The sequence below is a fragment of the Micromonospora sp. MW-13 genome, from assembly GCF_003434305.1.
GTDB lineage: Bacteria > Actinomycetota > Actinomycetes > Mycobacteriales > Micromonosporaceae > Micromonospora.
On the sequence record NZ_QKKX01000035.1, the window covers coordinates 1 to 12,806 of the forward strand.

Annotated in this window: 12 protein-coding genes; 2 read left to right on the forward strand and 10 right to left on the reverse strand. The window is 72.7% G+C overall.

Annotation, left to right across the window (positions count from 1 at the left end; genetic code table 11):
• Positions 1–2,629, reverse strand: a 2,629-nt coding sequence (dnaE, locus tag C5N14_RS18350) for a DNA polymerase III subunit alpha (protein ID WP_117669339.1), incomplete at its 3' end; no start/stop codon positions are given.
• Between the two features lie 196 nt (positions 2,630–2,825).
• Between dnaE and C5N14_RS18355 the strand changes: the two genes are divergently transcribed.
• The gene (locus C5N14_RS18355; protein WP_117669340.1) at positions 2,826–3,167 is read left to right on the forward strand and encodes a PadR family transcriptional regulator; all 342 of its coding nucleotides are present in this window, start codon (positions 2,826–2,828) and stop codon (positions 3,165–3,167) included.
• The gene (locus C5N14_RS18360; RefSeq protein ID WP_117669341.1) at positions 3,164–4,111 is read left to right on the forward strand and encodes a permease prefix domain 1-containing protein; all 948 of its coding nucleotides are present in this window, start codon (positions 3,164–3,166) and stop codon (positions 4,109–4,111) included. Before C5N14_RS18355 ends, C5N14_RS18360 begins: the two co-directional genes overlap by 4 nt.
• A gap of 59 nt (positions 4,112–4,170) precedes the next feature.
• Here the strand turns inward: C5N14_RS18360 and C5N14_RS18365 are convergent, their stop codons facing one another.
• The 9 genes from C5N14_RS18365 to pgsA all read right to left on the reverse strand — a co-directional run bounded on the left by C5N14_RS18365 (position 4,171) and on the right by pgsA (position 12,604).
• Entirely contained in the window at positions 4,171–5,436 is a 1,266-nt protein-coding gene (locus C5N14_RS18365) for a hypothetical protein (protein WP_165878148.1), read from the reverse strand.
• 127 nt (positions 5,437–5,563) lie between these two features.
• Positions 5,564–6,187: a DUF402 domain-containing protein gene (locus tag C5N14_RS18370; RefSeq protein ID WP_243639753.1), complete on the reverse strand. Its 624-nt coding sequence runs from the start codon at positions 6,185–6,187 to the stop codon at positions 5,564–5,566.
• Between the two features lie 3 nt (positions 6,188–6,190).
• A complete protein-coding gene (locus C5N14_RS18375; protein WP_117669342.1) occupies positions 6,191–6,940 on the reverse strand; it encodes a YebC/PmpR family DNA-binding transcriptional regulator in 750 nt (249 codons plus the stop codon).
• A 563-nt stretch (positions 6,941–7,503) separates the two neighbouring features.
• The gene (pdxT, locus tag C5N14_RS18380) at positions 7,504–8,109 is read right to left on the reverse strand and encodes a pyridoxal 5'-phosphate synthase glutaminase subunit PdxT (RefSeq protein ID WP_117669548.1); all 606 of its coding nucleotides are present in this window, start codon (positions 8,107–8,109) and stop codon (positions 7,504–7,506) included.
• A 73-nt stretch (positions 8,110–8,182) separates the two neighbouring features.
• Positions 8,183–9,100 (reverse strand): pyridoxal 5'-phosphate synthase lyase subunit PdxS, encoded by a 918-nt coding sequence (gene pdxS, locus C5N14_RS18385; protein ID WP_117669343.1) that lies wholly within the window; start codon positions 9,098–9,100, stop codon positions 8,183–8,185.
• 163 nt (positions 9,101–9,263) lie between these two features.
• Entirely contained in the window at positions 9,264–9,764 is a 501-nt protein-coding gene (locus C5N14_RS18390) for a hypothetical protein (protein WP_117669344.1), read from the reverse strand.
• A gap of 82 nt (positions 9,765–9,846) precedes the next feature.
• Positions 9,847–11,007 (reverse strand): glycosyltransferase family 4 protein, encoded by a 1,161-nt coding sequence (locus C5N14_RS18395; protein WP_117669345.1) that lies wholly within the window; start codon positions 11,005–11,007, stop codon positions 9,847–9,849.
• 17 nt (positions 11,008–11,024) lie between these two features.
• Positions 11,025–11,975, reverse strand: coding sequence for a phosphatidylinositol mannoside acyltransferase (locus tag C5N14_RS18400; RefSeq protein ID WP_117669346.1), 951 nt, complete (start codon positions 11,973–11,975; stop codon positions 11,025–11,027).
• Entirely contained in the window at positions 11,972–12,604 is a 633-nt protein-coding gene (gene pgsA / locus C5N14_RS18405) for a phosphatidylinositol phosphate synthase (RefSeq protein ID WP_117669347.1), read from the reverse strand. Before pgsA ends, C5N14_RS18400 begins: the two co-directional genes overlap by 4 nt.
• Positions 12,605–12,806: the final 202 nt, after the last annotated feature.

Genomic DNA, 12,806 nt, shown 5'->3' on the forward strand with positions numbered 1-12,806 from the left:
CGCCCTGCTCCTGGCGGCAGCGCATGATCGCGGCGACCACGTTCGCGCCGACGTTGCGGATCGCGGCGAGGCCGAACCGGATGTCCTTGCCGACCGGGGTGAACGGCCCGGCCGAGGTGTTCACGTCGGGCGGCAGGACCTGGATGCCCATCCGCCGGCACTCCGACAGGTAGAGCGCCATCTTGTCCTTGTCGTCGCCGACGGAGGTGAGCAGCCCGGCCATGTACTCGGCGGGGTAGTGCGCCTTCAGGTACGCCGTCCAGTAGGAGACCAGGCCGTACGCGGCGGAGTGCGCCTTGTTGAAGGCGTACCCGGCGAACGGGACCAGCACGTCCCACACGGCCTGGATGGCCTCGTCGGAGTAGCCGCGCTCGCGGCAGCCGTCCCGGAACGGCACGAACTCCTTGTCGAGGATCTCCTTCTTCTTCTTGCCCATCGCCCGGCGCAGCAGGTCGGCCTGACCGAGGGTGTAGCCGGCGAGGATCTGCGCGGCGCGCTGCACCTGCTCCTGGTAGACGATCAGGCCGTAGGTCGGCGCGAGGATCTCCCGCAGCGGCTCCTCCAGCTCCGGGTGGATCGGGGTGATCTCCTGGAGGCCGTTCTTGCGCAGCGCGTAGTTGGTGTGCGAGTCCACGCCCATCGGTCCGGGCCGGTACAGCGCCAGGACGGCGGAGATGTCCTCGAAGTTGTCCGGCTTCATCAGCCGCAGCAGCGACCGCATCGGCCCGCCGTCGAGCTGGAACACCCCCAGCGTGTCGCCCCGGGCCAACAGCTCGTACGCGGCCTTGTCGTCCAGGTCCAGGCCCAGCAGGTCCAGGTCCTTGCCGTGGTTGAGCTGGATGTTCTTGACCGCGTCGTCGATGATCGTCAGGTTGCGCAGGCCGAGGAAGTCCATCTTCAACAGCCCGAGTGACTCGCACGTCGGGTAGTCGAACTGGGTGATGATCACCCCGTCGGCGTCCCGGCGCATCAGCGGGATGTGCTCGATGATCGGCTCGGCGGACATGATCACGCCGGCCGCGTGCACACCGGTCTGCCGGATCAGCCCCTCGATGCCCTTCGCGGTGTCGATCACCTTGCGCACGTCCGGGTCCGACTCGTACAGGCCCCGGATCTCCCCGGCCTCGGCGTAGCGGGGGTGCTTCGGGTCGAAGATGCCCGACAGCGGGATGTCCTTGCCCATCACCGCCGGCGGCATCGCCTTGGTGATCCGGTCGCCGACCGCGTACGGGAAGCCGAGCACCCGGGCCGAGTCCTTGATCGCGGCCTTCGCCTTGATCGTGCCGAAGGTCGCGATCTGGGCGACCTTGTCCTCGCCCCACTTCTCGGTGACGTACTTGATCACCTCGCCGCGCCGGCGCTCGTCGAAGTCGATGTCGACATCCGGCATCGAGACGCGCTCGGGGTTGAGGAACCGCTCGAAGATCAGCCCGTGCGGGATCGGGTCCAGGTCGGTGATGCCCAGCGCGTACGCGACGAGCGAACCGGCGGCCGAACCACGCCCCGGGCCCACCGCGATGCCCTGGTTCTTCGCCCACTGGATGAAGTCGGCGACCACGAGGAAGTACGACGGGAAGCCCATCTGGATGATGACGCCCAGCTCGTACTCCGCCTGCACGACGTGCCCCTCGGGGATGCCACCGGGGTAACGACGGGCCAGCCCGGCGAACGTCTCCTTACGGAACCACGACTCCTCGGTCTCCCCCTCCGGGATCGGGAACCGCGGCATCAGGTTGTGGAACTCGAACATCCCGGTCGGGTCGACCTTCTCGGCGACCAGCAGCGTGTTGCGGCAACCCTGGAGCCACAGCTCGGACGAGTCCACGGCGCGCATCTGGTCGGCGGACTTGATGAAGTAGCCGCCGCCCTCGAAGCGGAACCGGTTCGGGTCGGCGATGTTGCTGCCGGTCTGCACGCAGAGCAACACGTCGTGCGCCTCGGCCTGGGCCTCGTGGGTGTAGTGCGAGTCGTTGGTGACCACCGGCGGGATGCCGAGCTTCTTCCCGATCTCGGTGAGCCCCTCGCGGACCCGCTGCTCGATGCTCAGCCCGTGGTCCATCAGCTCCAGGAAGTAGTTCTCCTTGCCGAAGATGTCCTGGTACGCGGAGGCGACCTTGAGCGCCTCGTCGAACTGGCCGAGCCGCAGCCGGGTCTGCACCGCGCCGGAGGGGCAGCCCGTGGTGGCCATGATCCCCTCGGCGTGCTCGGCGATCAGCTCCATGTCCATCCGGGGCCACTTGACGTAGTGGCCCTCCATCGAGGCGCGCGAGTTGAGCGTGAAGAGGTTGTGCAGGCCCGTCTTGTTGGCCGCCCACATCGTCATGTGGGTGATCGCGCCGTTACCGGAGATGTCGTCGCTCTTCTGCTCCGGCCGGCCCCACTTCACCCGCGCCTTGTGGTACCGCGACTCGGGGGCGACGTACGCCTCGACGCCGAGGATCGGGGTGATCCCGGCGGCCATCGCCTGCTTGTAGAAGTCGTTCGCGCCGTGCATGTTGCCGTGGTCGGTCATCGCGACCGCGGGCATGCCGAGCCGACCCGCCTCGGCGAAGAGGTCCTTGAGCCGGGCCGCACCGTCGAGCATCGAGTACTCGGTGTGCACGTGCAGATGCGCGAACGAATCGCCCATGCAGAGCGCCCCCCCGGGTCGGATCATGGGTCGGCCGGACTGGCCGGGCACCACCCTACCGACGTGATCGAGCCGGCTCCACCGTCCGCGCCGGGGGTGGTGGCCCGCGTCTCCACCGGCCGCCCCGACGAGCCTCGTCCCACAACAACGATGTGCCGGGTGACAATAGTGTGTGGCATACAGTATGGTGTGAGGCATGGTGAGCGACGACATCCTGCGGACCCATCTCCAGGAGCTGCGCCGGGGCACGGTGGTGGTGGCGAGCCTGGTCGCGCTGCGCCAGCCGGGCTACGGCTACGCGCTGCTCCAGCGACTCACCGACCACGGCTTCCCGGTGGACGCCAACACGCTCTACCCCCTGCTGCGCCGACTGGAGGAGCAGGGGCTGCTGACCAGCGAGTGGAATACCGAGGAACGCCGGCCGCGGAAGTTCTACCGGACCAGCGAGGACGGCGAGACGGTGCTGCGCCTACTGCTGACCGACCTCGCCGCCGTGCAGAAATCCCTCACCGGCCTGATCGAAGGAGTGGACCGATGAGTTCGCTGACCGACCGCTACCTCGCCGCGACCCTGCGCGCGGTGCCCACCCCACGGCGGGAGGAGATCGCCACCGAGCTGCGCGGCTCGATCGAGGACATGATCGAGGGCCGGACCGGCGCCGGGCAGGACGCCGCCACCGCCGAGCGCGAGGTGCTCAACGAGCTCGGCAACCCCGACCGGCTCGCCGCCCGGTACGCCGACCGCCGGTTGCAGCTCATCGGCCCCACCTACTACCTGCACTGGCGGCGACTGCTGCGGCTGCTGCTCAGCTTCGTCCCGGCGCTGGTGGGAACGCTGGTCGGCCTGGCCCGGGCAGCCGCCGGAGACGGCCCGACCACCGCGATCACCTCCGGATTCACCACCGCCTTCGACGTCGCGATCCAGATCGCGTTCTGGGTGACCCTGGTCTTCGCCATCGTCGAGCGCGTCGACCCGTCGCTGAAGCTGCCGGCGTGGACGGTCGACCAACTGCCCGAGGTGCCGGCGAAGAGGGACATGACCCTGACCGACATCGCCGCGTCGGTCGCCCTGCTGCTGTTCACCGCGGCCTTCCTGCCCTGGCAGCACTTCTGGTCGTGGGTGAAGGACACCGACGGCGAGCGCATCCCGCTGCTCGACCCGGTGCTGTGGCGGTCGTGGCTGCCGGTGCTGATCGCCGTGCTGCTGGCCGGGGTGGTCTTCGAGCTGGTCAGGTACCGCGTCGGGCGCTGGACCTGGCCGCTGGTCGCGGTGAAGGCCGCGCTGGACCTGGCGTTCTCGGTGCCCGTGGTCTGGCTGCTGGTGGACGACCGGCTGCTCAACCCGGCCCTGGTCGAGCGCTTCGCCTGGCTCCAGGACGAGGGCAACCGACAGTCGATCACCGTCATCGCGATCATCACGGCGGTGGTGGTCCTGGTCTGGGACCTGATCGACTCCGGCGTCAAGGCCCGGCGCGCCGGCTGACCGCCCCCGCTGCGGCGGCCCGGCACGTCGGCACCGGCGGGCCGGGCCGCCGCGGCGGGTCAGAGCGGGTACGACGGGCGCGCCGTCGCCGCCGGGGCCGGCGACACCCGGTCGAACGGCATCGGGGTACCGCCGGTCCACCGGTGCAGGGTCGCCGTCGCGTCCTGGCGGCGCTGCCCGTCCACCACGATCCACCCGCCGGTCACCAGGTAGAAGCTGCCGTCGCCGAGCGACTCCAGGCCCCGGCTGCCGGGCGACACCCAGCCCCGGACCCCGGTACGCCGGTCGGACAGGCCGCCCCCGGCGAGGGTGGCGAGCCGGCCGGTCTCCCCCGCCGGCTGCCCGCGCACCACGCCCCGCCGCGGCGGGGTCGCCCCGTCGACGGCGTACAGCGAGTAGTTCGGCCAGGCCCGCTTGCCGCCGGGGTACACGGCCATCAGCCACCGGCCGGTGTGCCGGTCGTACTCCAGGTTCTGCACCCCGAAGGCGGTGTTGCCGGTGCGGACGAAGACCTTGTCGTCGGCCGTCCGAGGGCCGCTGCGGTGCGGGTGGCGCTGGTCCAGTGGCCGGGCGAAGCGCTGCCACCCCCGCACGTCGAAGGCGAGCAGCACCTGGTGGTCGTTGTCGCGGCGCCGGGTGTCGGGGTACACGCCGTACGCCACCATCAGCACGTCCGGGCCGTCCGGGTCGCCGAGCGGGGGCCCGAACGAGATGCCGTCCACGCCGCTGGCGCCGTAGCGGTGCCGCCGCGGCACGACGCCGGCCGGCAGGCCCGCGGCGCCCGCCCCGGCGGCGAAGTCCTCGGCGACGTCGCGCAGGTGCACGGTGGTCAGCACCCCACCGGTCTGGGCGTCGATGCCGACCCGGTCGATCCGGGCGCCGTCGAAGATCGCCACGTAGAACGCGCCGGCGTCGCGGTACTCCAGCGACCCGTACACCCGGCCGTCACGCCGGTCGAGGTCGAGGTCGCCCAGGTGCCCGGTGATCCCGGTGACCGTGCCGAGCACCCGGCCGGCGAGATCCGTCCTGACCAGCACCTCGGTGAAGGACCAGTAGACCGACCCGCGGCGCCGGTCGACCGCGATGCCCTGCACGTGCGAGGTCGGCCAGGCGCCGCCGTAGATCACCGCCGGCAGTTCCCCCGGCCCCCGGCGCGGGGAGGCGTCGGCCCGGGACGGCCGGCCCGGCAGGGTGTCGGCCAGCACGCCCACGCCCAGCGGGGCGAGGGCGTCCCGGGCCGACTGGGCCAGGGCGTTGACCGGGGCGAGCGCTGCCACCAGGGGCAGCACGGCCGCGACGACGACGGCGGCGGCGTTCCTACGCACTGTTACTCCGAGGTACTCCGGTGACCGGGCGGTCACAGACACTATCCGGACAGTGGGCACGACACACCACGAACAGGTCAACCGGGGATGAAGCGTACAGCGGGCCCGGCGGGCCGCGCAGCCGGGGTCAGCAGGGGATGGTGTCCCACCCGGCGGGCAGCGTCGGTACCGGCCAGGCCGGGTCGGGACGCCACCTCGCCCAGCCCGGGTCCCACCAGCGCTCCCCCGCGTCGAGCAGCGCCGCGATCCGGTCCCCCTCCGCGCGGATGGCCGCCGCCATCCCCGGGTAGCGCCCCTCGACCAGGCGCTGGGCGAACAACTCGGCGTCCTTGAAGACGTACCGGTCGGCGTCCGCCGCCCACCACAGGTCCAGCTCGTGGTCGAGCGTGTCCACCCCGATCGGGGTACGCCGCAGCGGGTCCTGGAGGTTGAAGTACCAGCCGGCGAACGTCCGCCCCGGCCCGGACCAGAACACGTCGACGGAGTGCGCCTCGCCGGGGCGGTGCAGCATCAGCTTGCCGGGCCCGCGCCACGCCCGCTGCCCGGCCACCTGCCAGGGGTGCCGCCCGCAGGGGAAGCGCCCGCGCTCGGGGAAGCCGAACTCGGCCCCGGTGGGCAGGTAGAGGGCGAGCACGTCGGGCGCGTCCCGCACGCAGACGGTCGGGACGGCGAACCACACCTCGCCGCGCAGGATCTCGCGCCGGACGACCACATCGCCCGGCGCGAACCGCCGCTCCCGCCCGGCCGCCACGGCTCAGCCGACCGCGGCCATCACCTCGTCGGAGACGTCGAAGTTGGCGTAGACGTTCTGCACGTCGTCGCAGTCCTCCAGGACGTCGATCAGCTTGAAGACCTTGCGGGCGCCCTCCTCGTCCAGCGGCACGTTCATGCTGGGGATCAGGGAGGACTCGGCCGACTCGTACTCGATGCCGGCGTCCTGCAGGGCGGTGCGCACCGCGATCAGGTCGGTCGGCTCGGAGACCACCTCGTACGCCTCGCCGAGGTCGTTGACCTCCTCCGCGCCGGCGTCGAGGACGGCCAGCATCACGTCGTCCTCGGTGGTGTCGGCCTTGGGGACGATCACCACGCCCTTGCGGGAGAACAGATAGGACACCGAGCCGGCGTCGGCGAGCGAGCCGCCGTTGCGGGTCAGCGCGGTGCGCACCTCGGTGGCGGCCCGGTTACGGTTGTCGGTGAGGCACTCGATGAGCATGGCCACGCCGTTCGGACCGTAGCCCTCGTACATGATCGTCTGCCAGTCGGCGCCGCCGGCCTCCAGGCCGGAGCCGCGCTTGACCGCCCGGTCGATGTTGTCGTTGGGTACGGAGTTCTTCTTCGCCTTCTGGATGGCGTCGTAGAGCGTCGGGTTACCGGCCGGGTCGCCCCCGCCGGTGCGGGCCGCGACCTCGACGTTCTTGATCAGCTTGGCGAACATCTTGCCGCGCTTGGCGTCGATCACAGCCTTCTTGTGCTTGGTGGTCGCCCACTTTGAGTGGCCGGACATCTGCTACCTCCGTCTGTTGATCACGCCTGCGTCGACTGCCCGCGCCAACTTCACACCGCCACCGGGCACCGCATGCCACCGGCCGGGGACCGGGCGGCTCCGCGTGGAGGGCGGCGGCGGGCGGCGGCCCTGCCGAACCGCCGGTAATCCTACCGAGGCCGCGCCTGGCGGCGTCACACCCGCCACCGCGGCCGGGCCGCCGCGTCCCGGCGGCCCGGCGCCGCGGTGACGGGCATCCGACACTCCCGCGAGCCTCCACCCGGAAGGACGCCCCGCGACGCGCGACCACATTCCCGCTGACCTGCCCCGATTCCCGCCTCCCGACCGGGTCGTCCGCCGAACGGCCAGCCGAACCGACAACGGGTCGCGCCCCCGCTGCCCTCTCCACCCCGGCAACCGCGGTCCACCGATCGACAACCTGCGATCGCCGTATGCCCGGACCGGGAGGGCGGATCACCGGATCGGCTGCAACGTCGGGGAACTGCTGCGACTCTCGCCGGAGGAGCAGGTGGTCGCCTTCAAGAGCGACCGGATGTCGCTCGCCGGCGTGGCCGGCCCCGGGGTCACGCCGCGGCGCGGACCAGGTCCACGAAGTAGCGGTGCAGCCGCAGGTCGCCGGTGAGTTCGGGGTGGAACGAGGTGGCCAGCAGGCTGCCCTGCCGGACGGCGACGATCCGGTCCGGGGCGGGACCGTCGGTGACCCGGCCCAGCACCTCGACGCCCGGGCCGACCCGCTCGACCCAGGGGGCCCGGATGAAGACCGCGTGGAACGCCCCGTCCGCCACCCCGGCGATCTGAACCGGCGCCTCGAACGAGTCGACCTGACGGCCGAACGCGTTGCGCCGGACCGTCATCTCGATGCCGGCGAAGCCGCGCTGGTCGGGGCGGCCGTCGAGCACCTCGGTGGCCAGCATGATCATGCCGGCGCAGGAGCCGTAGACCGGCATCCCGGCGGCGATCCGCTTGTCGATCGGCTCGCGCATCTCGAAGATGTCGGCGAGCTTGCTGATCGTGGTGGACTCGCCCCCGGGGATGACCAGCCCGTCGACCGAGTCCAGCTCGCCCGGGCGGCGGACCGGGCGGGCGTCCGCCCCGACCCCGGCCAGCGCGCCCAGGTGCTCGCGGACGTCACCCTGCAGGGCGAGCACACCGATGACCGGTGCCGTCACGTTCACTCCTCTCGGGTGTCAGGAAAGGGCCCCTGCTCCTGCCAGAGGCGGGGAGCAGGGGCCCTTTCGCACGTCACCAGCCGCGCTCGGCCAGGCGGTGCGGCTGCGGGATCTCGTCGACGTTGATGCCGACCATCGCCTCGCCGAGGCCCCGGGAGACCTTGGCCAGCACGTCCGGGTCGTCGTGGAAGGTGGTGGCCTTGACGATCGCGGCGGCCCGCTGGGCTGGGTTGCCGGACTTGAAGATGCCGGAGCCGACGAAGACGCCCTCGGCGCCGAGCTGCATCATCATCGCGGCGTCGGCCGGGGTGGCGATGCCGCCGGCGGTGAACAGCACCACCGGGAGCTTGCCGGTCTCGGCGACCTCCCTGACCAGCTCGTACGGGGCCTGGAGTTCCTTGGCCGCGACGAACAGCTCGTCGGCCGGCAGCGAGCTGAGCCGGGCGATCTCCTGGCGGATCTTGCGCATGTGCATGGTGGCGTTGGAGACGTCGCCCGTGCCGGCCTCGCCCTTGGAGCGGATCATGGCCGCGCCCTCGGTGATCCGGCGCAGCGCCTCGCCCAGGTTGGTCGCCCCACACACGAAGGGGACGGTGAACGCCCACTTGTCGATGTGGTTGGCGTAGTCGGCCGGGGTGAGCACCTCGGACTCGTCGACGTAGTCCACGCCGAGCGCCTGGAGGACCTGGGCCTCGACGAAGTGGCCGATCCGGGCCTTGGCCATCACGGGGATCGAGACGGCCTCGATGATGCCGTCGATCATGTCGGGGTCGCTCATCCGGGACACCCCGCCCTGGGCGCGGATGTCGGCGGGCACCCGCTCCAGGGCCATCACCGCGACGGCGCCGGCGTCCTCGGCGATCTTGGCCTGCTCGGGGGTGACCACGTCCATGATCACGCCGCCCTTGAGCATCTCAGCCATGCCGCGCTTGACGCGGGCGGTCCCGACGACGGGGGTGGCGCTGGCGTTCGGGGAACTGGTTTCGGGCACGGGTAATCGCTCCTCGGCGTGCTCGGGGGGTGGCTCTGCTGAATGCTACGACGGGCTCAACGCCGCTCCGACAGCCAATCAGACCCCGGGTGGCCTGCTCTGTGGCCGTCATCACCCCGCCGCCGGGCGGCGGGTGACGAGCCGGGGCGGCGGCCGGCTCCGCTCAGGCGGGCACGTCGGCGGGGAGCGCGAGGGTCGGGTCGTCGATGTCGAAGTAGCGCGGCCACGGGTGCCGGTGGCCCATCCGCAACAGCCGCACCAGCCGCCGGCCGCGCGCCGCGCGGGCGTCCCGGACCAGGTCGGTGTGCACCTGGCGGGCCAGGGCGAGCCGCCGGCTCGCGGCGATCACCGCCTCGCAGTCCGGGTCGGCCGGGTCCAGCCGCACCGCCCGTAGCTGCCGGGTGAGGTCGTTCTCCGCGGCCTCCCGCTCCTCCGGCTCGGCGTCCAGGGCGATCCGGGCCGCCGCGTACAGCTCCACGCCGTAGCGCCGCTCGGCGAGCACCGCGGCGGCGGCTGCCCGGCGCAGCAGGTGCGCGTCCAGGGCCCGGGCCGCCGACTCCGCGCGCACGCGCAGCCGCTCGACCCGGCCGACGGTCCAGGTCAGGTACGCCGCGAGCAGCCCCACGACGAGACTCGCGCCCACCCACCACCACATGCCCGGCATCGTAGTGCTGCTCCGTTCGCCTCTGGCCGGGGCGCGACCCGCCCCGACACCCGCGTCCCACCGGCACCCCCGGCCACGGCGGTCAGCCCAGCCCCGCCCATTCCTGGTCGATGACCCGCCCGTCGGTTGCCTCGATCGCCGCCGCGTACACCTCCAGCACCCGGCGGGCGACCACCGGCCAGTCGAAGTGCGCCACCACCTGGTCCCCGCACGCGGTCAGCGCGGCCCGCCGCGCCGGGTCGTCCAGCAGCCCGACCAGGGCCGCCCGCAGCGCCACCGCGTCCCCGGTGGGGAAGAGCAGCCCGGCCCGGCCGCCGTCGAGCACCCGGCGGAACGCGTCCAGGTCGCTGGCCACCACCGTGGTGCCGGCGGCGAGGGCCTCGGTGAGGATCATCCCGAACGACTCCCCCCCGGTGTTCGGGGCCACGTAGAGGTGGACGCTGCGTAGCATGCGCGCCTTGTCCTCCTCGGAGACCAGGCCGAGGAAGGTGACCCGGTCGCGCAGCTCGGCGGGAAACCGGTCGAACAGGTCGTCCGGGTCGCCCGGCCCGGCCACCAGCAGCCGCAGGCCCGGGCGGGAGCGGGCCAGCTCGACGAAGGCGTCGCGCAGGATCGGGAAGCCCTTGCGGGCCTCGGTGAACCGGCCGAGGAAGCCGAGCGTGCCGCCCTCCCCGAGGTCGCACTCCCCCGGCCAGCCGGGCAGCGGCGTCGCGTGGCTGAACTTGGCCACGGTGACGCCGTTGGGGATCTCCACCGCCCCACCGTCCATGTGCTCGACCTGCACCTTGCGGGCCAGGGCGCTGACCGCGATCCGGGCGGTGATCCGCTCCAGCACGATCTGGAGCACGCCCTGCGCGGCGGCGAGCACCCGGGACCGGGTCATCGCGGTGTGGAAGGTGGCCACCACCGGGCCCCGGGCGGAGAGCACGGCCAGCATCGACACGCTCATCGTCAGCGGCTCGTGCACGTGCAGCACGTCGAAGTCGCCCCGCGTGATCCACCGCCGGACCCGGGCGGTGGAGACCGGGCCGAACGCGATCCGGGCCACCGACCCGTTGTACGGCAGCGGCAGGGCCCGGCCCGCCGGCACCACGTACGGCGGGAGCGGGGAGTCCTCGTCGGCGGGCGCGAACACGCTCACCTCGTGCCCGAGCCCGATCAACGCCTCCGCCAGGTCCATCACGTGGTTCTGCACCCCGCCGGGCACGTCGAAGGAGTACGGGCACACGATGCCGATCCGCATGTGAGCGCCCCTCCGCCTCAGACCGTTCCGGTGGCGGCCGGCGGCGTGGAGACGGGTCCGGGCCCGCCGTCGCCGGTGCCGCGCTGGTCCAGCCACATCCGTTGCAACATGTGCCAGTCTTCCGGATGCCGGGCGATGCCCGCCGCCAGACCGTCGGCAATCCGCTGGGTCAGCTCCCGGACCCGCTGGTCCAGCGGCCCGCTGTCCTCCCCGGGCACGGGCAGCGGGCCCTCGATCGAGGCGCACGCCGCGTCCGGTTCGTACCACAACGAGGCGACGTAGAGCGGTGCCCCGGTGCGCAGCGCCAGCAGCGCCGGTCCGGCCGGCATCCGGGTCCGCGCGCCGAAGAAGTCGACCTCGATCCCCCGGGCGGAGAGGTCCCGGTCGGCCAGCAGCGGCACCACCGTGCCGGCGCGCAGCCGGTCCACCAGCACGTCGAACGCGGGCCGCTCGCCGCCGTGGGTGGGCAGGATCTCCATGCCCAGCCCCCGCCGGAAGGCAAGGAAACGCTGGTAGACCCCCTCGGGCTTGAGCCGCTCGGCGACCGTGGTGATCGGCCAGCCGGTGGCCGCCACCCAGGCCCCGGCGGCGTCCCAGTTGCCGGCGTGCGGCAGCGCCACCACCGCGCCCCGGCCGGCGGCGACGTCGGCGGCGAGCAGGTCGACCCCCTCGGGGGCGAGCCGGAACCCGGCCAGGAGCTGCCCCCGGCTCAGCGCCGGCAGCCGGAACGCCTCCATCCAGTACCGGGCGTAGGAGCGCAGGCCGCGCCGGAGCAGGTCGTCCAGCTCGGCCTCGGGCAGCTCCGGGCCGACCACCCGGCGCAGGTTGGCGCGCAGTCGGGCCGTACCCGCGCCGCCGGAGCGGTGGGCGCGGTCGGCGCCCGCCCGGAAGGCCGCGGCGACCAGGGGCCGGGGCAGTGCGCGGACCAGGCGCCAGCCGGCGACGTAGCCGAGCTCGGTGAGGTTCACCCCTGCGGCCCGTCCGGGGCGGCCTCGCGGGCCTGCCGGTACACGTGGGCGATCCGCTGGCCCACGGTGAAGATCGAGACGGCGGCCAGCAGCCAGAGCGCGATCTGCAGGGCGTACGGGACGCCGAAGCCGGTGAGCAGGCCGCCGACGCCGACGATGAGCAGCCGCTCGGTGCGCTCGGCGATGCCCACGTTGCAGGTCATCCCGAGCCCCTCGGCGCGGGCCTTGACGTAGGAGACCAGCCCGCCGGCGGCCAGGCAGAGCAGCGCGGCGGCGACCCCGCCGTGGTCGCCCTCGGTGGCCAGCCAGTACGCGACCGCGCCGAAGACGGCGCTGTCGGCGACCCGGTCCATGCTTGAGTCGAGGAACGCCCCGAATCTCGTCGAGCCGCCGCTCATCCGGGCCATCGTCCCGTCGAGCAGGTCGGTCAGCGCGAAGACCGTGACGATGAGGGCGCCGGCGACCAGATGGCCGCGGGCGCCGAAGCCGAGCGCCCCGACCAGCACCCCGAGGGTGCCGGCGACGGTGACGACGTTGGGGGACACGCCCGCGCGGAGCAGGCCGCGCGCGATCGGCTCGACGATGCGGGTCATCCCCGCCCGGACTGACACTTGGAAGATCTTCGCCATGGCGGTCCCACGATAACGGCCGGCCCCCGGCGACGGTACGCCCCGGTCGCCGACCCGCCCGGGGAAGTCTTGTGCCGGCTCCGCGAGGGGTGTGAGATCGAACCTGAGGGTGAGCCAGCTCACCCGACCGACCGTCCCGTACCCGCCGCACGGCAGATCACCGGAGGATGGCGCCGCGGAACTTCCGTACCGGGCCGCTTCC